Raw genomic sequence first — 23601 nt, 5'->3', positions numbered from 1 at the left:
TGTCTGAGCGTAGTGTTTGGGGAAAGGGCAAATGATTGTTCTAAAGGTGATTAATGCTTGTGCAATTAGTAACTGCTGCGTATAATGCGCGCCCTTACAGCCATCCCAATTCGTTCCTTGTCTCCATACAGTCGGCTGTACTGTCGAGGCTACAACCGTAAGGAGCTATAATGCGTCATTACGAAATCGTATTTATGGTTCACCCTGATCAGAGTGAACAAGTACCTGGTATGATCGAGCGTTATACCACAATCCTAAAGCAAGACGGTGGTCAGATTCATCGTTTAGAAGATTGGGGCCGTCGTCAACTGGCTTACCCAATTGAAAAGCTGCACAAAGCCCACTACGTACTAATCAATGCTGAAGCGTCTGCAGAAGCTGTTGATGAATTGGAAAATGCTTTCCGTTTCAACGACGTGATCCTACGTAACATGGTTATGCGCACTAAGACTGCTGTGACTGAGCCTTCTCCAATGATGAAAGAAGAGCCTCGTCGTGAGCGTCGTGACGATTCTGCTCCTCGCCAAGATCGCGCGGAAAAGAAAACTGAAACCACTGAAGACAACGCTTAAGGAGATCACCCATGGCTCGTTTTTTCAGACGTCGTAAGTTCTGCCGTTTCACTGCAGAAGGTGTGACTGAGATTGATTACAAAGATATCGCTACTCTTAAGAACTACATCACTGAGAGCGGTAAAATTGTCCCTAGCCGTATTACTGGTACAAGCGCAAAATATCAGCGTCAGCTGTCTTCTGCGATCAAGCGCGCACGTTTCCTTGCGTTGCTTCCGTACACTGATTCACACAAGTAATTTGGCGAATATAAGGGTTAGCTAAGATGAATATCATCCTACTAGATAAAATCGCCAACCTTGGCGGCCTGGGCGACCAAGTGACTGTTAAGTCTGGTTACGCTCGTAACTTCCTTTTCCCACAGGGTAAAGCGGTTCCTGCAACTAAAGACAACGTTGAAAAGTTCGAAGCACGTCGTGCTGAACTTGAAGCGAAAATTGCTGAGCAACTAGCTGCTGCTAACGCACGCGCTGAAAAAGTTGCTGAGCTTGCTGAAGTTACAATCGCAGCTCCTGCTGGTGACGAAGGTAAACTTTTTGGCTCTGTTGGTACTCGTGACATCGCTGATGCAATCACTGCAGCTGGCGTTGAAGTACAAAAAGCAGAAGTTAAACTACCTACTGGTACTCTTCGTGAAACTGGTGAGTATGACATCGACTTACAACTTCACTCTGACGTTATCACTTCAATCAAAGTGATCATCATTGCTGAAGCGTAATCGCTGACGTATTTGAAAAAAGCCGCTCCTAGAGCGGCTTTTTTTTGCTCTAAATTTTTGTTCGATACTTAAAGAACAATACCAATCCGCATAGATGATTGCCCACCCAGAAGGTGCTGGTAAGTTTCCTAGCAAAGCGTGGGAATGTAGGAATGGCCGTTGCTTTTCAAATTCCCAGAGTGAAGATTGCCAGACCTTCCCGAAGGGCGAGTTTAAAATATCCCTACCCTCACTCCACGTCGCGACGCCTAATTAACGATGGGTGTAAGCAAATATGTCCAGCGCCGACAAATGGCGTATTTTTGAGGTCCACTCATCTGCGATAAATAACGTTTTTTAAACGGTATTTAAACAAAATGTTAATAATCGCTGAAATTCTTAGTGTCATGGCTTTAAACTTTTTCTGTCATTCCTGCGACCTATAGTAAACCAAACAATAAAAAGCATAAGTGCCATATTATGGACATCACTAAGCAAGCAATAAAAAACGCGACTGGGGTAGGTATCGGAATAACACTGCTGGTATTTTTAGGGCTATATAGCCTGTTTAATTTACCTGTACAGCTGTTTCCTGACATTGAAAGACCGAATATTAACATCCAGACCTCGTGGCGCGCTGCTTCGCCCCAAGAAATTGAGTCGGAGATCATTGAACCTCAAGAGGAAGTGCTGCAAGGGATCCCTGGCCTTGAGTCGATGAATGCATGGGCAAACCAAGGTAATGCCTGGATTAATCTAGAGTTTGGTTTAGATACGGACATGCAGAAAACGCTCATTGAAGTGATTAGCCGCATGAATCGCGTACCGCCACTACGTCGCGATGCCTTGTCTCCTAATATTATGCTTGCTGGAAGTGGAGGAGACGCCCCCGCTTTGACCTACTTCTTTCTTCAGCGCCTTCCAGGCAATCCAAACGAAATTAATACCTATGTGACCTTTTTTACCGATGTCATTAAACCTCAGCTTGAATCTATCCCGGGCGTTGCAAGGGCGCGTATGGAAAGCGGGGTTGGCGGCGTTGAGGAGTTTCAAATTGTTTTCGACCCGTTTAAAGCGGCGCAGTTAGGCATTGACCTAACGGCAGTTGCCAACGAGTTGGGGCGTGCGAATGATATTTCAGGCGGCTTTGTCGATGTGGGCAGAAGACGCTATACCCTGCGTTTTGAAGGTCGCTACGAGCCTACGCAAATGGGTGAAATGATCCTTGAATGGCGAGACGGCAGCCCTATCACGCTAAATGACATTGCCGAAATTAAAATCACCCGCGCTGACGGTGCAAACTACAGTGTGCAAAACGGCAATCCGGCTATATCTATTCGCGTAGACAGACAAAACAACGCCAATGTTTTAGCTACCTTAGAAGCCGTAAAAGCAAAAGTTGCACAAATAAACGAACAGGACTTGGCCCCTGAACAGTTAGTAATGGCGCAAAGCTTCGATGCCTCAGTGTTTATCTATAGAGCGGTGCAGCTAGTTACCAGCAATTTATTTATAGGCGTGCTGCTTGCCATTGCCGTGCTTTGGCTCTTTATGCGCCAGCTGCGGGCAACGCTCATTGTGGCATTGGCCATTCCTATTTCACTACTTAGCACTTTTGTGGTGCTTCAACTTACCGGTCGCTCGCTCAATATCATTTCACTGGCAGGACTCGCCTTCGCGGTAGGTTTGGTGCTAGATGCCGCTATTGTCGTGCTGGAAAACATTGTAAGAACGCGCAAGAGCGCCGAAGCCGAAATCGAAAATAAAGACCCACATTCACAAACGCACATGGAGGATTGTGCCCATCGGGGAACGAAAGAAGTGTTTGGTGCCCTCATGGCGTCAACAGCCACCACCGTTGCTATTTTTATTCCCGTCATGTTTTTGGAAGATGTTGAAGGGCAATTGTTTGCTGACCTCGCTCTTACCATTGCCATTGCAGTGTGTATGTCGCTAGTGGTTGCGGTAACGGTATTGCCCGTCGTTGCCGCTAGATACCTTAATGGTAACATGCCAGCTGATAGCTTACAGCGGGTATGGGCTAAGATAACCCGCGCTATTATGTCGCTATCAAGTACGCCGCTTCGCCGCCTTGTATTAGTCATAACACTCATGGGCGTGCCTATTACAGGTAGTGTTTTTCTTATGCCTTCCATGGATTATTTGCCGCCCGTAAAACGCGATGCCGTTGACGCCTTCTTAAGTTTGCCTGCGGGTGCCAGTGAAAACTTTATTAGTGAAGAAGTGATGCCAATTATCGTTGAGCGACTGCAGCCCTATATGGACGGAGAAAAGCAGCCAGCGCTGAAAAACTACTACATTATCACATGGCCAAATGGCGGAAATTTGGGTGTGCGCGCTAAAGATCAGTCTAAGGTTAAAGAGTTAGAAGCCATTGTTCGCGATGAAATTTTAAAGGATTTGCCGGATACACAAACCTTTTCACAACAGGGCAATTTGTTTGGTGGCTTTGGAAATGGTCGCTCAATCGACATACATCTTCAAGGTACCGACCAAGCCATGCTCGGCATCGCTGCGCAAGCAGGTTTAGACAAATTGAGAGAAGTTTTCCCTAACGCTAACGCGCGTTCGAATCCTCCACTAGAGCAAGCTGAACCAGAGCTTCGCTTTTACCCTAATGACAGCCGAATGATGGAAGTCGGGTTAAATCGCGGCAGTATGGGGAACCTGGTACGTGCCATGGGTGATGGTATGTATGTGGGGGAGTACTTCGATGGCACCAAACGCATGAATATTATCTTTCGCTCAGCACCTTGGTTCACACCCGAAGACTTAAACAGTACGCCAGTCATGACACCATCAGGCGAGGTGGTGCAATTAGGCGAACTGGTAGGTATTGAAAGAGCCGTAGGGCCAAGTCGTATTCAGCGCATTGATGGTCGAAGAACCCTGACGCTAAACGTAAATCCGCCAGAGGGTATGAGTTTAGAAGAAGCCATGAAAGTGATTACCTCTGAGGTTGAACCTGCCATTATGGCCATGATGCCTACCGATGGCGCTATTAATTATGGTGGTAGCGCGGATAGCTTAAAAGGCGCTATTGCCTCGATGGCTGATAACTTTCTTTTTGCCATGGTGTTGCTACTGCTGTTAATGGCGGGGTTGTTTAAATCGTTAAAAGACAGCGTGCTGGTAGTACTTTCTATTCCGCTAGCCACGGTGGGCGGGGTGATTGCTATTCGTATCATGAACATCTTTACCTTCCAGCCCATGGACCTGTTAACCATGATTGGCTTCATTATTTTGCTAGGGCTTGTAGTAAACAATGCCATTTTACTCGTGCATCAGACTCGTATAGGAGAGCAAGAAGGGCTGACCCGTGATGACGCGGTAGAACAAGCCATCAAACTACGTTTACGGCCTATCTTTATGAGCACGCTGACTTCAATCTTTGGCATGCTGCCCCTGCTGTTGCTACCAGGTGCAGGCAGCGTTATTTACCGAGGTCTTGCGGCTGTTATTGTGGGAGGAATGACGGTGAGTACCATATTCACCTTGCTATTACTGCCTACCTTGCTGCGTATGACGGCTTCAACGTCATCTGTAAATATACTCAAACCCCTGGCCGAGCGCATAGAAAGCACTGGCGCTTCGCCGACTACCTCATCCACCGTAAAACAAAATAAATACAACGATCATGTGTAAGGAAAAGACAACCATGAAAGCAATGACTTCTACTCTCGCCCTTAGTGTGTTTGCCTTATTTGCAAGCAGTGTATCGTTGAGCGCACACGCACAGGATAGCAATCAACCACCGCCGGTGCTGGTTCAAATAGATGAAGCCAGAGAGCAAGCGATTTCACAACTAACCTGGGTTCCTGGAACGGTACTAAGCGTTATCGATGCAAACCTTGCTTCTGAGGTAGACGGTCGCATCACTTGGATGGCAGATGTAGGTGATGTGGTAAAAGCGGGGGAGCCTTTAGTTAAAGTCGACGATACTCGCTTAAGCATTACCCGCAATCAAAATGCCTCAAATATTGCCAGATGGCAGTCGCAGGTTGAACTGTTTACCAAACGACTCGCGAGGTACAAAAACCTTCAGGCCAGTCAAAACACGTCCAGAGGTGAGTTAGAGGAAGTGGAAGCTGACTTAGAGAATGCTAAGCAGGAGTTAGCGCAAGCCAAATTGGATTTAGAATTCACCGAATATCAAATTGCACAAAGCAGTATTCGTGCTCCCTTTACGGCTTTAGTGGTTGAAAGGCTGCAGTCGCCGGGCGAATACACTGGGGTAGGGCAAACCCTGCTTCGCGTGGTAAACCCTGATAGCGTTGAAGTTCAAGTGCGCGCACCGCTCAACGTATTACCCTATATTGCTAACGGCATGGGCGTTAGCGTTCACAATAACGTGAACCAAGTAGAAGAATCTATTCGTGCCATTGTACCGGTAGGCAACAGTACATCGCGCATGATGGAGCTACGAATTGCCATCAACCCCGGTGACTTTCCTATAGGCAGTGCAGTGCGCGTGGCGCTGCCTAGCAGCGATACTCATGATGGTGTCACCATACCCCGCGATGCACTGGTACTAAGAAAGTCGGGCACCTTTATCTATCAGCTCAATGAAAATAATGAAGCGGAGCAAGTTAAGGTGACAACCGGGGTGGGGATGGGCGATAGAATTGAAGTGTTTGGCGATGTGAACCCGAAGCGCTCGGTTGTGGTGAGAGGAGCTGAACGTCTGCGTGCAGGCCAGAAAGTACGTTACAACAATGAGCGTGAGTCTTTGACAGCGAAGAACTGAGAGAATTGTAACAAATGTAAAAGTGCTATCCATTTAGACTAAAGTTAATGAGAATGTTTCTTATTTGTAATTGTTGATTATCAAATGGAGACATCCTTGAAAAAGTTAGTTTTAGCCAGTGCAGTGTGCACGCTATCCAGTCCGGTAGTATTTGCGCAATCCCTAGAAAGCCAGAATGAAGAAACCAAGTCTATAGAGCGAGTTGCTGTGGTAGGCGCAGCAACTAACTTGAGCATTACTGCCGAGGATATTGAGCAGTTTCAGGCAAACGATTTAGCTGACGTTTTTAGAGAGTCTCCGTCGGTCAGCGTTGGCGGTTCAGTAGGTGTAGCACAGAAAATCTTTATCCGTGGACTAGAAGATGCCTACCTGAATGTAACCGTAGATGGCGCGCAACAAACCTCAACCCTATTTCACCATATTGGCCGCGTAACGCTAGATCCCGATCTTTTGAAGCAAATCGATGTGCAGGCTGGTGCAGGTGAAGCAACCAGTGGCCCAGGTGCCATTGGTGGTTCAATCCGCTTTAAAACCAAAGATGCGCAAGATTTATTGAGAGGCGACGAACAATTTGGTGGTCGAGTAAAAGCGAGTTATTTCTCAAACGAAGGTACGCGATATAGCGGCAGCCTTTATGGAAAGCTAAGTGATTCATGGGGCTTGCTAGGTTATTACAGCACGGTTGACAGAGATAACTTTGAAGACGGCGACGGCAACGAAGTGCTGGGTACTGCCGCAGATCAAGATCTCATGTTCCTTAAAGCCAGTGGTTACATTGCAGATAATCAATACCTTTCAATAAGTGCAGAGCAGCGCGATGAAGAAGGTGAGTTTTCGGCAAGACCTAACTGGGTAGTACTAGAAGGTGCTCCACTTTATCCTAGTGAAGCAGAGCGTGATACCTACGTAGCGAACTACCGCTTTGACCACAGTGCATTGGTTTTCTTAGAAGCTACGGCATACCAAACTTCATCATCGTTCCGCGGCGGCCGTTTCGATTTCTTGTCTGATATCGATACCTATGGTTTCGATATTAGAAACACCACCGACATTTCAAATCACGTATTCACCTACGGTATCGACTATCGTAAAGATGAGGTAGAAAGTGGTCCTGGCGTAGGTCCTGTGCAGAACGCAGAAGAAGGCAGCGTAATGGGTATTTACGCGCAAGCTCATAGCAATATCACACCAGAGTTGTTGTTGAGCTACGGTGTTCGTTATGACGACTTTGATTTTCAGCAAAAAATCTTGATTGATGACTATTACGGCACACCCGTTACCGATGAGCCATCTGGACTAGACGACAATGAACTTAGCTTTAACGTCGGTCTTGAATATCAGCTTACCGAAGCTTGGACCCTTGGTCTTGGTTACGCAGAAGCGGCGCGCGGTAAGCAAATTGGTGATGGTTTCACGCTTGACGAATACTTATATGATGGTGAGGACGTTCCCGTTGTAGCCAGTGACGTGGTGCCTGAAACTGTCACCAATATTGAAGCGTCAATCGAATACAGCGCGAATAACCTTAATGCGCGTCTTAGCGCCTATGAATCTACCATTGATGATGTGCTATTTAGCGGTTATCAAGGCAACTCGGTATTTAATAATATCGGTGACCTAGAATCATCTGGCGTAGAGTTTAACCTTGCGTATCGTTGGGACTCTGTTGACGTGTACTTTGGGTTTTCAAGCGTAGATGTTGAATTGATGCCTCGTGAAGGTCTGTACAGCGTACCTTATAACAGCATCGATATTAACGGATACGAGTTTGTTGGCTTAGGTAATAGTCGCGGTGATACGTGGGTACTTGGTGCAGATTACACCGTTACTGCAGACATTAGCGTTGGCTTTAACATCACTATGGTTGACGACATCAACATAGATACACTACATCAGGCCTTGGAAAACGGTTGGACCGACTCGCTTTATTCACTTAACAAAGCAGACTATACCCTAGTGGATATTTATGGCGAGTGGGAAGTCACAAACGACCTTCGCTTAAATCTGGCGGTAACGAACTTGTTTGATGAAGCGTATATCGACCATTCAAGTGTGGGTGACTACAGCGAAGTATTCCCAAGCGTTATTGGTCCGCAAGAAGCTGGACGAGATATTCGTTTGTCTGTGACTTACGATTTCTAAACAACGCCTTTAGATGAACTTTTCCACGTTTAAAAGGTGGGTCTTTTGGGCCCACCTCTTTGCTGGCTTATTGGCCAGCATTGTCGTTTTCATTATGGCTTTTACTGGTGTATTACTCACTTACGAGCGCCAGTTCAAAGAGCTAAGTGAAATGGCTTATACGCAAACGATTGATATCGAAAAGTCGATAATCTCGACTGAGCGGGTTGTATCAATACTTCGTGAAAAGCATCCTAACGAAGCGCATATTTTTGTTCGATGGGTCAATAGCGAGGGAGCGGCAATTCCCGCATGGGCCGGCGAACACAGCTATCTTATTCACCCCTATACCGGAGATATATTAAGAGAAGGAGAAGGGGTCGTTGAAGAAGCATTTCATGTCATAACTGACCTGCATCGATATCTTTTAATGGAAGGGGATTACCAATTAATTGGCAAAACCATAACGGCTTATAGCAATCTTATTTTTATTTTTTTGCTGTTATCGGGAGTCATCATATGGTTGCCCAAACACATATCGAAAAAATCCTTAAAGCAGCAAATGTGGTTACGGCAAAAGTACACTAATAAACAGCACCGTCGCCGACATTGGCATTTTGTTTTTGGTATGTGGTCACTGCCTTTTTTAGTTGTGATTGGACTAACGGCTACCCTGTTTTATTTTGAGTGGGCAAACAAAGCATTGTATGGAATGTACGGTGAATAAGTCCCTACTCGCGAAAAGAAAGCTATGCCTGAGACGCTAGACGCCGACGTTGTCAGTTACGACACGCTATTTACCAAAGCTCAGCAACACGCCAATGAAAATGGCTATCAGGATTGGTATTCCATGTGGATGGAAATTGGCAAAAGTGAGGGTGTTGCACGGTTTTATATCGATAAAAGTATAGGGCACAGGCAAGAGTTAGCGTATTCACTGTATTTCGACACGGGAACCGGTGACATCACTAGGACACTTTACAAAACCGATTGGCCCAAAGGGAGTCAGGCTTGGGGTACTTCCCGCTTTTTGCACACGGGAGAATACTTTGGCTTTATAGGGCAGACCATCGCAGGGCTGGTAAGCTTGCTTTGCTGTATCTTAGTTTATACTGGCACACTACTTGGTGTGCAGAGACTTCTTAATTTGCGAAAGCAGCATTAAAAGACTTAGGCAGGGTAATGGTAACGACTAGCCCTGTTTGCTTTGTAGTACTAGCGTCTCTATGTAATGCGTTGCCTTTGATTAGTGCAGCGCGATTTATCGCTGATATGTCGCCGCCCACAGCGGCAATTTGACGTTTCGCCAGTGCAAGCCCAAGACCAAAGCCAGAGCGCTTTGCGGCATGTACGTAGTTTTTGGCTGCCCGTGCCTTGTCTACCCTGAAAAAAGGTTCGAATATGGCGTCTAGCATTGATTCAGGGACGCCGGTGCCTTCGTCTGTAGCCGTGATAACATAGTTATTATTATCGCTGGTCAGCGTTAAACTCACTTTGCTTTGCTCAGGGGTATGACGCAAAGCATTACGAATAATATTTTCTAACGCCTGCCCCAAAGCAAGCTGGCTGCTCTTTTCAATATTCGCGCATTCAGGTGTGTCGACATGCAAGGTTCTATCAGGGTATTCAAACCGCGCATCTTCACAAATAACATTGATAAGTTCTACCAAGTCAAAGTCATCGCTGTTCAATTGTGGCGATTCTGTATTTAGCCATGCAAAGGTTAGGGTATCTTCAACAAGCTCTCTCATCGTGCTCGCTTCATAACGCAGGCGTGAAAGTGCTTGTTCACGATTAATGTCTTGCTCTACAAAGTCTATAGCCATATCAATGCGGGCAAGAGGCGTGCGAAGCTCGTGAGAGAGATCAGCAAGCAAACTTCTTTGATTATAAATGAGACTGCTGGTTCTTTGGGCCATCTTGTCGAACGTTTGGGCAAGCCCAGTAAGTTCGTCATTTCGCTTGGGCATTGCAGCCATTGCACGGGCTTCTAAATTGCCATTTGCGAAATCTTTTGTGGCATTCTCTAATTGCTTTAGTGGCGTCATTAAGTGTCGATACAGCATGAAACTCAACAGACTTAATATCACTAGAGGTAATGCAATTTGAAGCGTTAAGCGTGTGGCGAGCAATAACGAACCTGGGCGCATACGCTGTGGAAGTTGAATTAAAAAGTGCGTATTGTCATCGACGAAGGGGACTTCCATCACAGGGTTTTCAGAAAAGTACAAATGTATTTTCCATTCGGGGCTGCGGCCTATTTGAAATCGGTCAACAAACTCCTCTAACATTTGGGTGTTAGCGAATGTGGTCATTTGGGAGTTAACTACGGCAAGCCACGTGTTCTCCTTTGTCTTCACTTCTTGCAAAAAAGCAGCTAACGCTTGTTCTCCATCCTCCAGGTAGATTTTCTCCGCTTCTTGACCATAGGAATAAAGGGTTTCTTGATGAGCTTTATCGATAAAACTCATGCTGGTCTCGGTATGATTGGTAAGCCACGCGATGGCCCAAAATAACAGAACAGTACCAACGGCAATAAATGCGCACAGTCGCCATAGCAGTTTATTTTTCACGAAAAGCGATATCCTTGGCCGTGGACAGTGGCAAGGCGTTCAGGGGGCATGCCAGTCTCAACGAGCTTTTTGCGTACTCTAGACAAATGCATATCTAAGCTTCGGTCGTACCTCGAAAAGGGTTTGTTAAGCACGCTGTGATAAAGAAATGCTTTGCTCAACGTTTCCCCTTTGTTATCTACTAACATCCAAAGAAGCTTAAATTGTATTGGCGTGAATTCGAGTAGTCTTGAGTGGTATTTGGTAACTTGCTGAATGCGATTTAAATAAAGCACATCAACAATGATTTCCGACTTTTGCGTGCCTGAGTCGTTTAGTGTTTTGCTGCGTCGCAACAGTGCGTCGATGCGAAGCATCATTTCAGTAAAATTGAAGGGCTTGGGTAAGTAGTCATCTGCGCCCTTACGGTAGCCTTCAATCCTTTCTTGCTCGGCACCTGACGCGGTGATCATCATCACCGGTGTTTGCTTTATTTGCCTTAATTGGTTTAACAGCGACAAGCCGTTTAAAGAGGGAAGGCGTATGTCGAGTAACACAAGGTCAAAGTTCTCCTCCAGCACAGCTTGTAATCCAGCATTACCGTCACTTTCGTGGCGAGTGTCAAATCCTCGAGACTGCAACAGCTGTGTGATTTGTTCACTTAACGTCGCGTCATCTTCAACAATGAGTATTCGGGTTTTACGCATAATGGCTTCAGGAAAGAATTTTAAACATACTATTAATAATAGTTATCATTTGCAACTAATCGGTTTGTGACGATAAATGCGGCCGCTAACGCGCGCTTTTATATTGTTACAAATTTACTGTGGTGCTGATGGTTTCTCGCTTTACAATAACGGTTAACAGCTATCTTAGTGCTTGCGCTAAACTGCGGTGCTCTTGATGTCTGCACAATTGAGTAAATAAAGCATAGACGCAGCAGTCAACTAAGCGCTTTGCCTCCTAGGTTGGAGCTACAAGGACACGATCTTAAAAATGGTAATGAGTTTAAAGAAGTTAACGACGTTGTCGGCGTCGCTAGTAGTAGCAGGAAGTGTCGTTACTGGTTGCGCCAGCTCTAATCATGTTACTCAGATAGAAGGTGAAAATGCTGTAATCAAGCACGCCAATGAGCCTGGGTATGAGGACAGATTCAGCAATATTTACGACGGTTTTAAAGCATACCCCGTCACGTGCACTAATGATTGCTACCCAGCGTCTGCCGATATTGAATGTGAAAGTGACATGCAAAATTGTCAGTTCGTTGGCAACAACCCGACAGTGAACTCGCACACCGGCTTTAATGTCACCTGGTTAGGGCACGCAAGTTTTTTACTTAACACCGCAAGTGGTGAGCAAATACTTATTGACCCTGTGTTTGGGCAGTTTGATTGGCCCGTCAATTGGGCTTTTCGATTGGCGGAGGGGTTCAGCCGCAACGAACCCGCTGAGGTAGGTGAAGACAAACTCGCACAAACCGATGCTGTGGTTTATTCCCATATTCACTATGATCATTTCAATAAAGCCGATATTGCCGAATTAGGCACAAAGCCCGAATATCTTGTTCCGTTAGGTTTCGCAGAGCACTTCCCTAATAGAGGCTATACCATAAAAGAAATGGCTTGGTATACCAGCAAAAACGTAGGCAAAACCTCTATTCACTTCGTGCCTGCCCATCATTTCAGTAACCGAATTTGGGTGCCTTATTTGTACGAGGACGACAATGCGACACTGTGGGGTGGTTGGGTATTTGAGAGTGAAGGCAAAACATTGTTCTTTGCGGGGGATACGGGATATTCACCGCACTTCAAGGATATTAAAGCGCGCTTTGGTGAAATAGATGTTTGCCTGTTACCTATAGCGTCTTATTTCAGCGAAACCTCACCTAAATGGTATCGCAAGGTACATACTACGCCAGAAGATGCCATTGTTGCGGCCCAAGACCTAGGCTGTAAAGCCGTAGTGCCTTGGGGCTATGGAAATGCCAGCTGGATGATGGGTGACAAGACGTCACATTCTGCGCTATTTCGTCTTATGAAAATGAAGAAGCAGCTAAACCCTGCAATGCCTTGGGTTATTTTGAATGAAGGTGAACAGGCGTCTTTTTAATTTAAGCTACGGATAAATGGCTTATTTATCCGCAATCTTATCCGCAATTTTTTGGCATTTTCCGCGCCATTCGTCATCAAGCGCCTCAAGATTCGCTAGCTTTTGGGCCAGGGCTTTGTCTGCTTTGGTATGGGCGCATTGCATTAGGGTGTGAACATTAACGGTATCGTCCTCACGGTGCAGTAGTGTTACTTCGTCGCCAACACTGATGGTTCCGGTTTTAATAACCCGGTAATACCAGCCAGTGATACCTCGTTCTCCGACAAATCTATCTAAATTGGGCACTTCGAAGCGTTGCGAGATTTTATTGCAAGGGGCACGGGGTGCGCTTACTTGCAGTTCTACCTCGCCGAACTTCCATATATCGCCGATATAAACGGTAGCATCGTCCATGCCCTCTACACTGATGTTTTCGCCAATGCTGCCCAGCGAAAAGTCGCCTTCAGGAAAATGCTTTCTTAATGTCAGATAGTTGGTCGGGTTGAACTGATGCAGCACTTTCTCCGGTCCACCGTGAAGCCGTTTGTTGGCCTGTTCGTCTTCATCGGTTCTGTCCATATGCACCGTTAACGCGTCGACGGGGGCTTTAACAATACTGCTTGGTGCCCCACGAGGGCCTAGCGGCTGAGGTTTTCCAGCAAACAGAGCGTTAACAGAAAATGAGGTAGACATGGCATCTCCAAAAAATATTTTTGTGCATTTAAACCTTTCTACTATAGGGTACGACTAACCTTATAACACTAACAAGTGCTAATGCTAATCAGCACCATAAATAACAAAGAGAAAAGAATGGAACACACACAACAACGTGTTGTACACGCCAATGTGGTGTTTGGTAATAAAAGCGAAAATGAGCTGATATCTAAAGCGAAAAAGGGCGATAAGCAGGCATTTCGGTCCCTTTACGATGAACATATTGGGCGAGTCTACGCGCTTTGTTACCGGCTTACAGGTGAAAAGGGAATGGCAGAAGATGCTTCGCAAGAAGTCTTTATTCAGCTATGGAAAAAGCTTGCTAATTTTGATGGGCAAAGCCAATTTTCCACGTGGTTACACAGCGTTACGGCAAACATTACCATCTCTTATATGCGCAAGCAGAAAGGTTGGGTGCAGCGGATGTTTAATTTGGAAAACAGCGGCATTAACGAGATGCCGGCTGAAGAAAACAGCACCGATGTGGATTTAGAAGCATTAGTTATTCGCTTACCCGAGCGAGCCAGAATGGTTTTTGTCCTCCATGCAATTGAAGGTTACAGGCATGAAGACATTGCCAGCATGTTGAACATGGCAGTGGGCTCAAGCAAAGCACAATTTTTCCGTGCTAAGCAATTATTGAAAGATTTTATGGGAGTCGATGATGAGTAATTTTGACGACAAGCTTGCTCAGCACATTTCTGAGATATCAAAAGAGAAGCAGCCAGAACGAGATTTGTGGCGAGGTATTGAACTCGGCATAACATCGCAGCAAGGCGACGCTTCACAAGACGACGCTTCACAAGACGACGCTTCATCATCTACGGTTACATCAAAACAGTGGATGGCGATAGCCGCAAGCGTTTGTTTAGTTACTGTATTGTGGTTTGCGGCTCCTTTTGCGTTTAAAGCTGATGAAAGTCGAAGCGATGGCTATGCCTTGATTGACGCAATGAGTATGCAGCAGCAACAACAAGTGAATAGTCTTCTTGCTAGTTATGAAAGTACAACGGCGCTAACGGAAGATTGGCAAGAGCAATTGAAAGAATTGGACGATGCTGCAGATGTTATTAAAGCGGCATTAAAGGACGATCCAGACAACTCAGCATTAATCAAAATGCTGCATCACGTATATCAACAGCAGATTGCCTTAATTGAGCGAGTGCACGCGCCAAAGTGGCAGCAAATTTAATAAGGGTTTAAAGATGAATATAAATACGAAAAGCACATTTTTGCACACGTTCATGGCACCTTTGGGGGCCAAGGTATTACTTACTACTGCGCTGCTAAGTATCGCTACTGCGGCGTTTGCAGGAGAAAAAGTAGATAAGACCATCGACACATCGTCTTCGCCGAAAGTGGACATTGAACACATCAACGGAAAAGCAGACATCCGAGTTTGGGATAAGTCTCAGGTTCGTGTCACCGGTGAACTGGGCGATCAAACTGAAGAGTTTATCTTTGAAAGACGTGGAGATGTCGTGGTTATACACGTTGAAGTCGAGCGCCACTCAAAGAGCTGGTTTAATAAAGGTAAAGATGGCGACGACCTTGTTATCTATATACCTTCAGCAAGCGACCTTCACTATACCGCAGTCAATGCTGATCTTATTGCAGAAGGTATAACAAAAGCAGTAGATGTTGAGGTGGTAAACGGCGACGTAACCCTTAAAAACATAGGTGAGCGGGTTGAAGTTGAGTCGGTTAATGGCGATATCGTGCTTGAGAATGTGAGAGGCCGTTTAGAGGCGGAAACAGTGAATGGCGAAATTGAAGCGTCACACTCAGGAAACACGCCAGTGAGCTTTGCGTCAGTTAATGGCAAGCTCGACATCACTTCCGATAGCCCAGACGTATCAGTAGAAACCGTCAACGGTCGAATCGATGTGTCTCTTCAAGCGGTGGACGTACTGCAAATCAATACGGTTAATGGAAGGACTTACGCAAGTTTAGGTCTTAATAAGAACGGTAGCGTAAAAGCGAATTCTGTAGGCGGTGCGATGGAATTTGTCTTTCAAGATGGCGTATCGGCACAATTTGATATTGAGACGCACGCTGGCGGCAACATTGTAAACAATATCAGTGATGAAAAGTCGCAAAAGCCTAAGTATGGCCCAGGTAGCTGGCTACGCTTTATCCACAACGGTGGGGCTGCAAATGTAGACATCTCTACGGTACACGGGCGAATTGAAATAGACCAAAAGTGAATAAGCTATAGGCAACACAATTGAAACTTTAGGTTGAAAAAATGAATTTAGTCCACATTTATTAATCAGACATGTGGTGATTAATGAAAAGCTGCGAGTGATCGCAGCTTTTTTTGTTTGGTCGCTAAAAATGTGTAGCTGAGCGTTTGTAAGTAACAAAAGTGCGTTTTAATGGCTCTTAGTTACAAGTTAGCGGACCTGCACGCTTCACCCACATCATCACATGGTTTGTTATTTTTTGATTGGAGGTTACATTGAGTATTGTTGGACACGTCAAAAGGTTTTGGCGATTTCATAGTCTAATTATTGGTGCGTTTGGAATATGCGCATTTACGCTAGGCTGTGCTGTTCAGGAACCCGCTTATTACGAAGGTACTTGGGTGGTGACTAAGGCCTATAATGTAGGTGTTTCAGCTCACTCATCAATAGAGTCAGAAAAGTTCTTGGGTCGCTCGGTAACCTATGCTTCAGACTCGGCTAAACTCGATCAGGCATTTTGTGAGTCACCGGTGTATTCAACGAAAAATATCAGTAATCAAGATTTTTATGCTGCTTTTAAAGCCTCTCCATCATCGCTTGGCTTTAGCGACGACAAGATTACTGAAGTAAGTTTGTCGTGCCTTGATAATTCAGCAATCATGGGTTCTACACTCATTTTTCAGGAAGGTGGCAGCGCCTACACCTTGGTTGATGGTATGTTTTTAAAGCTGGAGAAAACGCTTTAAACGATGTTGTCTTTTTGCGCTTTCGCAACAAAATGACGACTTCCTTTGTTGAGTGATGGACGTTAAAAGCGCATAATATCCAACTGACTTTTGTGCATTGGAATAGGTTTCACTCGTGGCGTCTGCGTCTAAAAACGATAAGAATGTTGAAAAATTGAAGGTTCCACCTCATAGCATTGAGGCTGAGCAATCTGTTTTGGGCAGCATGCTTATTGACCCTGAAAGCTGGGACAAAGTCGCGGAGCTTGTTACCGATAACGATTTCTACAATCGCTCACACCAAATTATCTTTCGTGCTATCACTCGATTACTAAACAGTAGTCAGCCAATAGATCTTATAACAGTATCAGAAGAGCTTGAAAAGCATGATGAACTGGAAGATGCCGGTGGTTTTGCCTACTTAGGTGAACTTGCCAAAAACACGCCAAGTTCTGCGAACGTTGTGTCTTATGCGCAAATTATCAGTGAGCGCGCGATAACCCGAGAGCTTATTGGCGTGGCGCATGAAATAGCGGAAGTTGGGTACAACCCCGAAGGCCGTGACAGTGCAGACATTCTTGATCTGGCCGAAAGTAAAGTATTTGAAATTGCCGAGCGAAGAACTGGTGAAAACGAAGGTCCTCGCGATGTCGAGTCTATCTTAGGGAAGACCATTGACCGTCTTGAAGAATTGGTGAAAACCAATAAAGACGTTACCGGTGTTACTACCGGCTTTACCGACCTAGACAAAATGACCAGTGGTATGCAGCCCTCTGACCTTATTATCGTGGCGGCTCGTCCATCGATGGGTAAGACTACTTTCGCCATGAACTTGATTGAAAACGCCATGATGGCAGAAGACAAACCTGTACTTGTTTTCAGTCTTGAGATGCCCTCAGAACAAATCATGATGCGTATGTTGGCGTCATTAAGCCGCGTTGACCAAACCAAAATTCGTACTGCGCAGCTGGATGATGAAGATTGGGCACGTATCTCCAACACCATGGCTATGCTCAAAGACAAAGATTGTTTGTTTGTTGATGATTCATCAGGCCTTACACCAATGGACGTGCGAAGTCGCGCAAGAAAACTCGCTCGCGAACGCGGTGGAATCAGTCTAATCATGGTGGATTATCTTCAGTTGATGCGCGTACCTTCTCTTAGCGATAACCGAACATTGGAAATTGCAGAGATCTCTCGCTCACTGAAAGCATTGGCTAAAGAGCTTGAAGTGCCGGTAGTTGCCCTTTCACAGCTTAACCGTACGCTAGAACAACGCGCCGATAAACGTCCTGTAAACTCTGACCTTCGTGAGTCTGGCTCAATCGAGCAGGATGCCGACCTTATTATGTTTATTTATCGTGATGAGGTTTATCACGAAAACAGTGAGTATAAGGGCATTGCAGAGATTATCATTGGTAAACAGCGTAACGGCCCAATTGGTACCTGTCGACTTACGTTCCAAGGTCAGTTCTCACGATTTGACAACTATGCAGGCCCTGCCATAGCCGACGAATATTAGCCCCTCTTATAGCGACTAAAGGCTTCGACCGCGGCCACGGTCTACATTTTAAGGGTTAACAAGTTAAAGTATTTCAGACACAAAAAAGGCGCCGTAAGGCGCCTTTTTCAATTCATATACAATGAATTACTTTTCTTCAGCTACTTTCACTGTGTCTTTAACTGTCACTGAAATGCGACGGTTAACACGGTGTGCTTCAGCATTCTTACCATTGTCTAGAAGCTGAGTTTCGCCGTAACCGATAGTCTCTAAACGAGAACCTTCGATACCGTACATGTCTACCATTACTTCTTTGAAGTTCGCAGCACGACGCTTAGAAAGGTCCATGTTGTAAGCTTCACTACCTGGTGCAGAAGTGTGACCTTCAATTACCGCAGTTGTTGAAGGATACTGCTTCATGAACTCAGCAAATTCAGAGATTTCTGGATCTTTTGGCATTTTAACTACAGCACTTTCGTTGTCGAATAGAACGCGTAGTGTGATTTCTACTGTCTCTTCGTCAAATACTGTACAACCTTTTGCATCAACTTTTACGCCAGCTGGTGTATCAGGGCACATATCTTTGCTGTCTACAACGCCGTCGTTGTCCGAATCTTTAATTGCACAGCCAGTTGCATCTACTTTAGTGCCAGCTGGAGTGTTAGGACACTGGTCAACGTTGTTTAGAACGCCATCGTTATCATCATCGATGCTACAACCATTTGCGTCAACACGAACACCCGCTGGTGTCATTGGGCACTGGTCTTTGCTGTCTACAACGCCATCGTTGTCGCTGTCTTTAGGTGCGGCAGGAGTGCCTTTACCAAATGGGATCGCGATACCAACTTTAACACTGTAGTCATTGTAATCTTCACCGAAGTCGTGATAAGCGGCGATTTCAGTAACAAGTTTAACATCTTCGTGGATGTCCCAGTGTTTACCGATACCGATGTTACCAAGGGTAGTTGATTCGCCTACTGCTTGACGCTTAACACCACCAAAAACGAACCATGCATCATTTGGCATGAAGTATAGTGCGTCAACACCAACCATTTCACCGCTTTCATCACCGCCGCCTGCATAATCAAGGTCTAGGGCTGTAAATTCAACACGTGCTGCCCAGCTTTGAGTAAAACGGAAACCGTATTCAAAAGCTACGCCACGACCATCGTCGTAAAGGCCGCCGTCAGTTAGATCTAACGGACGTGAGTCGTCAGTGTTGTAATACATGCCAGACAAACCAAACCAGTTTTTGTACTCTGGCTCAGAAGAGTCTTGTGCAAATGCATTAGTCGAAGAAATTACAGCAAGAGATAGCGCTGCCATTTTAAAGTGTTGTTTCATAGTCACATCCTGTTTAACGTTGAGTGATTATCGATTTTTGATAATTTTGTGTTGTGCTTAACGTTTAACGCTAGCACAAATTGTGCCATTTATAATATGGGTTAGGCTGCGATCCCTTGTAATGTGGCAATAATTGTTCGTCTTCCACCATGATCTCGGTGTTCGCCGAGCATGATACCCTGCCACGTGCCAAGTGCAAGCTTGCCTTGTTGGACAGGTATAGTAAGTTGACACCCTAGTATACTCGATTTTAAGTGAGCAGGCATATCATCTTTACCTTCATAAGTATGCCTGAAAAAAGAAAGCTCTTCTTTTACACTATGGTTGAAGAACGCTTCCATATCATGTCTCACTGTAGGGTCGGCATTTTCATTGATTGTCAAACTAGCGCTTGTATGCTGAAGCCATAGGTGCAAAAGGCCGACTTCAACATGACGAATACTGGGTAGTGCAGATTCCACCTGCTGTGTTATTAGGTGAAATCCTCTCGGGTAGCTGTCGAGTGTAATTTTTTCAGACTGCCAGAAATTATTTGTCAAAACAGATTTCCAAATGCGCTAACCCTTCGTCGCACATGAAAGGAAGAATAATTTTAGCACCATCAACCTGGTGACTAATCGTATGTTGCTTTCCTGATACAACGATGGGTGTTGCCATTCCAAACTCGTAACCCCGCTCAGCAAGGTCTCGTTTTGCGTTACCGCAAATCATGTTGGTAACTTCGCCAACCATGTCGCCTACTTCTGCATCAAGCTTCTCAGGGCGCTCGCCAACCATTCTCTCCATTATGGTCAGGGCCAAAGACTCGTCAAAAGTAATAGACATAGAGCCGCGAACGTCAGGGCCCACCATGCCAATTAGCCCCGATACATCGCCTTTGGCGATATCACTTTGTTTGCGCTTGGGCTTGCCCGGGGTCAATTTAGTTTGAGCCATGGTTTCAAGCACGTTCAAAAGACCAGCAATAAACGGGTTCACAAAATCAGCATTCATGTACACTCTCCTGGGCAGCGTGATCTTCCGTTTGTTGACAATCGGCACATAATCCATGGGCCTCTATAGTTTGTTTCGATACTTTGAATCCGTGTTGCTTTGCTTGGCTATCAAGGGTCTCTTGAAGACCTTCAGATTGAATTTCAGCAACATCACCACAGCTGTCACAAATTAGGAACTGAACAGGGTGGTTACAACCAAAATGATAGCAGGCCACAAACGCATTGGTAGACTCTAAACGGTGAATAAACCCAAAATCGAGAAGAAAATCAAGGGCGCGATAGACTGTCGCAGGTTTGGCACTAGACTCTGTTTCTTTCAGTGAGTCGAGTAGTTCATAAGCACCCATAGGGCCGTGCTTTGAAACAAGAATTTCGTACACCTTTTCTCTAAGCGGTGTGAATCTGGCGCCGCGTTGCTCGCAATAAGCCCGTGCCTTATGAATAAGTGTGGTTTTGTTCATTGATGATAACCGTAAACTCGACTTTCATTGTTATATTAAAGCGTCACTTCTGGATCACGTTTTTTAGTGTGTACATGAGCTATTAACTCATCTTCCAAGGCAAAACGCTCTTCTAATGTCTCACCAAGCTTGGCTAGCGCTGAGTCAAATTCAGCTGCCTGCTCGGGCGTTACTGCTTGTGCAAACGTATCATTAAATGCGAGTGCTGCGTCAGTGGTTTTTGTCAATCTGGGGTAAAGTTTATCTCGTAGTGCAAGGCCTTCATTGTCGTTTTCAACCAACATATCGAAAACCTCAAAGTGTCCTACCGACAAATAATCGAGTAATGCGCTGCAAAAGTTGTCTATTTCATCTGGGTCAGGTAAACACTCGCTTCGCTTGTTAATACCTGCTAGTTCACAGAAAGAAACTAACAGTGCCTGTCTGTCCATTAACCAGCGGTCAATAACCTGGCTTTTCCCGCCCCATTTTGATTTAACGCTTTCTAACTGTTGCAACATTTTGATGTGTTACCCGTTTAGCGACAATAAGTTTCAGTATAACACTGTGCACTAGCGACACAAATTTTGCGCGAAAAAGTTCGTTTCAAAATGTATGGTGGCGATCTATACGCTCAGTATTTAGTGTAGTATGAAGCATTAAAGAACAGGAGTGATGTGCAATGATGATAAAGTTGGATGAGGCGAAACTAGCTGCTCAGCAAGCCCTGTGGGTAGTTTTTAGTCGCGGCAAAATTGTAGTACAAGAATCGTCTGAGTCTATCCCCGTTGCTTACCTGAGTGATATTCCATTTTTAGCATCTTATGTCGATGAAATTCATCAACTTCCGCCGCTCAATGAGACGGCGCATAGAGACCTGCCCGTATATGTTGTTGATTTGGGCGCTGAGCATGTTGACGAACCCGGTTGGGAACGGGTATCGCTTAGACAGCTTCTTTTTGCCGAATACGATATAGCCTTTTCAGTTATTGGGCGAGCCTGGCAATACATCCACTTCTTGCGTACTCATCAATTTTGCGGGCAATGTGGAGCCAAGACTGAACGCGTAGATTGGGAAATGGCAATGCATTGTCACCGCTGTCAACATCGCAGTTATCCGAGAGTGTCTCCCTGTATCATTGTTTCTATACACGACAACGAAAAAATATTGTTGGCCAAAGGCGTTCGCCATCGAGAATCCAATATGTATTCAACCCTTGCAGGCTTCGTAGAAAGTGGTGAAAGTCTGGAGCAAGCGGTCCACAGAGAAGTTTTCGAAGAAGTTGGCGTTAAGGTTAAAAACTTGCGCTATTACAATAGTCAGCCATGGCCATTTCCACATTCCTTAATGGTCGGGTTTATTGCCGAGTATGACGAAGGGGAAATTCGTTGTCAGGAGAACGAGATAGATGATGCGCAATGGTTTGATATAGATGCGCTGCCGACTATTCCACCGAAAGTGTCTATTGCGGGACAATTAATTGCTGAAACGGTGTCTCTGATCGGCGACAAATAAAAAACCCTGCCGAAGCAGGGTTTCAATAAGTTTAGCACGGTCCCATGTAGGGCTTCTTTTCTTTAACGGTTATAGTAATAGCAAACACTCACTTTAAGTGCAAGCGTCTTTTTAAAGTAATGTTCAAGTATTGTTTGTCTTTAATAATCGACACTACACCGATTTGTCGTTAAAACATTGATTTTTTAATACAGGTTTTAGCACACCTTAGTTAAGAATACTGGTATACTTTCGCGCTCAAATATCTTCAGTAATTTAGGTGAGTTATATGTCGCAAAATTTCCCCAGTGTTGATAAGCCCGCGTTAAAGAACGATCGTTACTTACGTGCGTTACTTAAGCAGCCGGTTGATGTCACACCTGTATGGATGATGCGACAAGCCGGGCGCTACCTCCCAGAGTACAAAGCGACTCGTGCAGTAGCAGGCGATTTTATGTCGTTGTGCAAGAATGCAGAACTTGCATGTGAGGTGACGCTACAACCTTTACGTCGTTTTCCTCTCGACGCTGCAATTCTCTTTTCGGATATTTTGACCATTCCAGATGCGATGGGCCTCGGTCTTTACTTTGAAACAGGTGAAGGCCCTCGCTTTAAAAATCCAATCACGTGTAAAGCGGATGTGGATAAAATAGGCCTTCCTGATCCAGAAGGTGAATTACAGTACGTAATGAATGCCGTTCGTACTATTCGCCGTGAGCTTAAAGGTGAAGTGCCATTAATTGGTTTTTCTGGAAGCCCTTGGACACTCGCGACTTACATGATTGAAGGTGGTTCAAGTAAAGCCTTTACCAAAATCAAGAAAATGGCATTTGCTGAGCCAGCAACGCTTCATGCGCTACTAGCAAAACTGGCTGATTCTGTTACTGAGTATTTAAACGCTCAAATCGCTGCGGGCGCGCAGTCAGTCATGGTATTTGATACTTGGGGTGGCGTGTTATCTCCTCGTGACTACAAAGAATTCTCGCTTCAGTACATGGAGCGCATTGTAAGTGGGCTGACCCGTGAAAATGAAGGCCGTAAAGTACCTGTTACCTTGTTCACCAAAAACGGTGGCATGTGGCTAGAGTCGATTGCGGCGACAGGCTGCGACGCAGTAGGTTTAGACTGGACTATCGACATTAAAGAAGCGCGTGCGCGCATTGGCGATAAAGTTGCACTTCAAGGTAATATGGATCCATCAATGCTGTATGCTCAACCGCAAAGAATTGAGCAAGAAGTGGCGTCCATTCTAGAAGGTTACGGTGAAGGTAGCGGTCACGTATTTAATTTAGGTCACGGTATCCATCTAGACGTACCACCTGAAAATGCAGGTGTGTTCGTTAATGCGGTACATGAACTTAGTAAGCAATATCACAAGTAAGCGACTTCGATAAAGGAAGTAA

Annotated in this window: 22 protein-coding genes and 1 pseudogene; 15 read left to right on the top strand and 8 right to left on the bottom strand. The window is 45.3% G+C overall.

Annotated elements, in window-relative coordinates; genetic code table 11:
- Positions 1-170 precede the first annotated feature (170 nt).
- From rpsF to MHM87_RS02425, 7 genes and pseudogenes are all read left to right on the top strand, one after another.
- Positions 171-572, top strand: coding sequence for a 30S ribosomal protein S6 (gene rpsF, locus MHM87_RS02455; RefSeq protein WP_014951120.1), 402 nt, complete (start codon positions 171-173; stop codon positions 570-572).
- An 11-nt stretch (positions 573-583) separates the two neighbouring features.
- Entirely contained in the window at positions 584-811 is a 228-nt protein-coding gene (rpsR, locus tag MHM87_RS02450; RefSeq protein ID WP_012519954.1) for a 30S ribosomal protein S18, read from the top strand.
- A 26-nt stretch (positions 812-837) separates the two neighbouring features.
- The gene (gene rplI / locus MHM87_RS02445; protein ID WP_012519953.1) at positions 838-1290 is read left to right on the top strand and encodes a 50S ribosomal protein L9; all 453 of its coding nucleotides are present in this window, start codon (positions 838-840) and stop codon (positions 1288-1290) included.
- A gap of 459 nt (positions 1291-1749) precedes the next feature.
- Positions 1750-4935: an efflux RND transporter permease subunit gene (locus MHM87_RS02440; RefSeq protein ID WP_239257671.1), complete on the top strand. Its 3186-nt coding sequence runs from the start codon at positions 1750-1752 to the stop codon at positions 4933-4935.
- Positions 4936-4948: 13 nt separating this feature from the next.
- Positions 4949-6037 (top strand): efflux RND transporter periplasmic adaptor subunit, encoded by a 1089-nt coding sequence (locus MHM87_RS02435; protein WP_239257670.1) that lies wholly within the window; start codon positions 4949-4951, stop codon positions 6035-6037.
- A 96-nt stretch (positions 6038-6133) separates the two neighbouring features.
- Positions 6134-8179 carry a TonB-dependent receptor gene (locus MHM87_RS02430; protein WP_239257669.1) on the top strand — a complete coding sequence of 682 codons (2046 nt, stop codon included), beginning with the start codon at positions 6134-6136 and terminating at the stop codon, positions 8177-8179.
- Positions 8180-8192: 13 nt separating this feature from the next.
- Positions 8193-9323: pseudogene (locus MHM87_RS02425) on the top strand (PepSY-associated TM helix domain-containing protein).
- Here the strand turns inward: MHM87_RS02425 and MHM87_RS02420 are convergent.
- Both MHM87_RS02420 and MHM87_RS02415 read right to left on the bottom strand, forming a co-directional pair.
- Complete coding sequence (locus MHM87_RS02420) at positions 9301-10731, bottom strand: sensor histidine kinase (RefSeq protein WP_239257668.1); 1431 nt, start codon at positions 10729-10731, stop codon at positions 9301-9303. The pseudogene MHM87_RS02425 and the gene MHM87_RS02420 overlap by 23 nt on opposite strands.
- Positions 10728-11417, bottom strand: a complete 690-nt coding sequence (locus MHM87_RS02415) for a response regulator transcription factor (protein WP_014977663.1) — start codon at positions 11415-11417, stop codon at positions 10728-10730. Before MHM87_RS02415 ends, MHM87_RS02420 begins: the two co-directional genes overlap by 4 nt.
- Positions 11418-11706: 289 nt before the next feature.
- On the opposite strand from MHM87_RS02415, the gene MHM87_RS02410 reads away from it, so the two are divergent.
- On the top strand, positions 11707-12819 hold the full coding sequence (locus MHM87_RS02410; RefSeq protein WP_239217698.1) for an MBL fold metallo-hydrolase: 1113 nt from the start codon (positions 11707-11709) through the stop codon (positions 12817-12819).
- A 21-nt stretch (positions 12820-12840) separates the two neighbouring features.
- On the opposite strand, the gene MHM87_RS02405 is transcribed toward MHM87_RS02410, so the two are convergent.
- Positions 12841-13491 carry an MOSC domain-containing protein gene (locus tag MHM87_RS02405; RefSeq protein WP_049585691.1) on the bottom strand — a complete coding sequence of 217 codons (651 nt, stop codon included), beginning with the start codon at positions 13489-13491 and terminating at the stop codon, positions 12841-12843.
- 117 nt (positions 13492-13608) lie between these two features.
- On the opposite strand from MHM87_RS02405, the gene MHM87_RS02400 reads away from it, so the two are divergent.
- The 5 genes from MHM87_RS02400 to dnaB all read left to right on the top strand — a co-directional run bounded on the left by MHM87_RS02400 (position 13609) and on the right by dnaB (position 17945).
- On the top strand, positions 13609-14184 hold the full coding sequence (locus MHM87_RS02400; RefSeq protein WP_039233618.1) for an RNA polymerase sigma factor: 576 nt from the start codon (positions 13609-13611) through the stop codon (positions 14182-14184).
- Positions 14177-14704: a hypothetical protein gene (locus MHM87_RS02395; protein WP_061486736.1), complete on the top strand. Its 528-nt coding sequence runs from the start codon at positions 14177-14179 to the stop codon at positions 14702-14704. The genes MHM87_RS02400 and MHM87_RS02395 overlap by 8 nt, the downstream gene beginning before the upstream one ends.
- 13 nt (positions 14705-14717) lie before the next feature.
- Positions 14718-15719 (top strand): DUF4097 family beta strand repeat-containing protein, encoded by a 1002-nt coding sequence (locus MHM87_RS02390; RefSeq protein ID WP_014977658.1) that lies wholly within the window; start codon positions 14718-14720, stop codon positions 15717-15719.
- 254 nt (positions 15720-15973) lie between these two features.
- On the top strand, positions 15974-16444 hold the full coding sequence (locus MHM87_RS02385; RefSeq protein WP_239257667.1) for a hypothetical protein: 471 nt from the start codon (positions 15974-15976) through the stop codon (positions 16442-16444).
- 115 nt (positions 16445-16559) lie between these two features.
- Entirely contained in the window at positions 16560-17945 is a 1386-nt protein-coding gene (dnaB, locus tag MHM87_RS02380) for a replicative DNA helicase (protein ID WP_014951107.1), read from the top strand.
- 126 nt (positions 17946-18071) lie between these two features.
- Here dnaB and MHM87_RS02375 read toward each other — a convergent pair whose 3' ends face one another.
- From MHM87_RS02375 to MHM87_RS02355, 5 genes are all read right to left on the bottom strand, one after another.
- A complete protein-coding gene (locus MHM87_RS02375) occupies positions 18072-19268 on the bottom strand; it encodes an OmpA family protein (protein ID WP_014951106.1) in 1197 nt (398 codons plus the stop codon).
- Positions 19269-19369: 101 nt separating this feature from the next.
- Complete coding sequence (locus MHM87_RS02370; protein WP_039233612.1) at positions 19370-19807, bottom strand: secondary thiamine-phosphate synthase enzyme YjbQ; 438 nt, start codon at positions 19805-19807, stop codon at positions 19370-19372.
- Complete coding sequence (locus tag MHM87_RS02365) at positions 19797-20261, bottom strand: chemotaxis protein CheX (RefSeq protein ID WP_014951104.1); 465 nt, start codon at positions 20259-20261, stop codon at positions 19797-19799. Before MHM87_RS02365 ends, MHM87_RS02370 begins: the two co-directional genes overlap by 11 nt.
- The gene (locus tag MHM87_RS02360; protein ID WP_014951103.1) at positions 20251-20724 is read right to left on the bottom strand and encodes a transcriptional repressor; all 474 of its coding nucleotides are present in this window, start codon (positions 20722-20724) and stop codon (positions 20251-20253) included. Before MHM87_RS02360 ends, MHM87_RS02365 begins: the two co-directional genes overlap by 11 nt.
- A 35-nt stretch (positions 20725-20759) precedes the next feature.
- Positions 20760-21224 carry an Rsd/AlgQ family anti-sigma factor gene (locus MHM87_RS02355; protein WP_014977657.1) on the bottom strand — a complete coding sequence of 155 codons (465 nt, stop codon included), beginning with the start codon at positions 21222-21224 and terminating at the stop codon, positions 20760-20762.
- A gap of 161 nt (positions 21225-21385) precedes the next feature.
- Between MHM87_RS02355 and nudC the strand changes: the two genes are divergently transcribed.
- Complete coding sequence (gene nudC, locus MHM87_RS02350) at positions 21386-22219, top strand: NAD(+) diphosphatase (RefSeq protein WP_080752380.1); 834 nt, start codon at positions 21386-21388, stop codon at positions 22217-22219.
- 268 nt (positions 22220-22487) lie between these two features.
- Positions 22488-23579, top strand: a complete 1092-nt coding sequence (gene hemE / locus MHM87_RS02345) for a uroporphyrinogen decarboxylase (RefSeq protein ID WP_014951100.1) — start codon at positions 22488-22490, stop codon at positions 23577-23579.
- Positions 23580-23601 lie beyond the last annotated feature (22 nt).

The organism is Alteromonas sp. Cnat3-28 (assembly GCF_022348265.1).
Lineage (GTDB): Bacteria > Pseudomonadota > Gammaproteobacteria > Enterobacterales > Alteromonadaceae > Alteromonas > Alteromonas macleodii.
Note: the sequence above shows the minus strand (reverse complement) of the source record. Positions and strands in the feature narration are given on the sequence as shown.

Bases quoted from the DNA above. Each gene is read 5' to 3' on its own strand.
- rpsF (WP_014951120.1), top strand. From the start codon at position 171: ATGCGTCATTACGAAATCGTATTTATGGTTCACCCTGATCAGAGTGAA.
- rpsR (WP_012519954.1), top strand. From the start codon at position 584: ATGGCTCGTTTTTTCAGACGTCGTAAGTTCTGCCGTTTCACTGCAGAA.
- rplI (WP_012519953.1), top strand. From the start codon at position 838: ATGAATATCATCCTACTAGATAAAATCGCCAACCTTGGCGGCCTGGGC.
- MHM87_RS02440 (WP_239257671.1), top strand. From the start codon at position 1,750: ATGGACATCACTAAGCAAGCAATAAAAAACGCGACTGGGGTAGGTATC.
- MHM87_RS02435 (WP_239257670.1), top strand. From the start codon at position 4,949: ATGAAAGCAATGACTTCTACTCTCGCCCTTAGTGTGTTTGCCTTATTT.
- MHM87_RS02415 (WP_014977663.1), bottom strand. From the start codon at position 11,417: ATGCGTAAAACCCGAATACTCATTGTTGAAGATGACGCGACGTTAAGT.
- MHM87_RS02410 (WP_239217698.1), top strand. From the start codon at position 11,707: ATGGTAATGAGTTTAAAGAAGTTAACGACGTTGTCGGCGTCGCTAGTA.
- MHM87_RS02405 (WP_049585691.1), bottom strand. From the start codon at position 13,491: ATGTCTACCTCATTTTCTGTTAACGCTCTGTTTGCTGGAAAACCTCAG.
- MHM87_RS02400 (WP_039233618.1), top strand. From the start codon at position 13,609: ATGGAACACACACAACAACGTGTTGTACACGCCAATGTGGTGTTTGGT.
- MHM87_RS02395 (WP_061486736.1), top strand. From the start codon at position 14,177: ATGAGTAATTTTGACGACAAGCTTGCTCAGCACATTTCTGAGATATCA.
- MHM87_RS02390 (WP_014977658.1), top strand. From the start codon at position 14,718: ATGAATATAAATACGAAAAGCACATTTTTGCACACGTTCATGGCACCT.
- MHM87_RS02375 (WP_014951106.1), bottom strand. From the start codon at position 19,268: ATGAAACAACACTTTAAAATGGCAGCGCTATCTCTTGCTGTAATTTCT.
- MHM87_RS02365 (WP_014951104.1), bottom strand. From the start codon at position 20,261: ATGAATGCTGATTTTGTGAACCCGTTTATTGCTGGTCTTTTGAACGTG.
- MHM87_RS02360 (WP_014951103.1), bottom strand. From the start codon at position 20,724: ATGAACAAAACCACACTTATTCATAAGGCACGGGCTTATTGCGAGCAA.
- MHM87_RS02355 (WP_014977657.1), bottom strand. From the start codon at position 21,224: ATGTTGCAACAGTTAGAAAGCGTTAAATCAAAATGGGGCGGGAAAAGC.
- nudC (WP_080752380.1), top strand. From the start codon at position 21,386: ATGATGATAAAGTTGGATGAGGCGAAACTAGCTGCTCAGCAAGCCCTG.
- hemE (WP_014951100.1), top strand. From the start codon at position 22,488: ATGTCGCAAAATTTCCCCAGTGTTGATAAGCCCGCGTTAAAGAACGAT.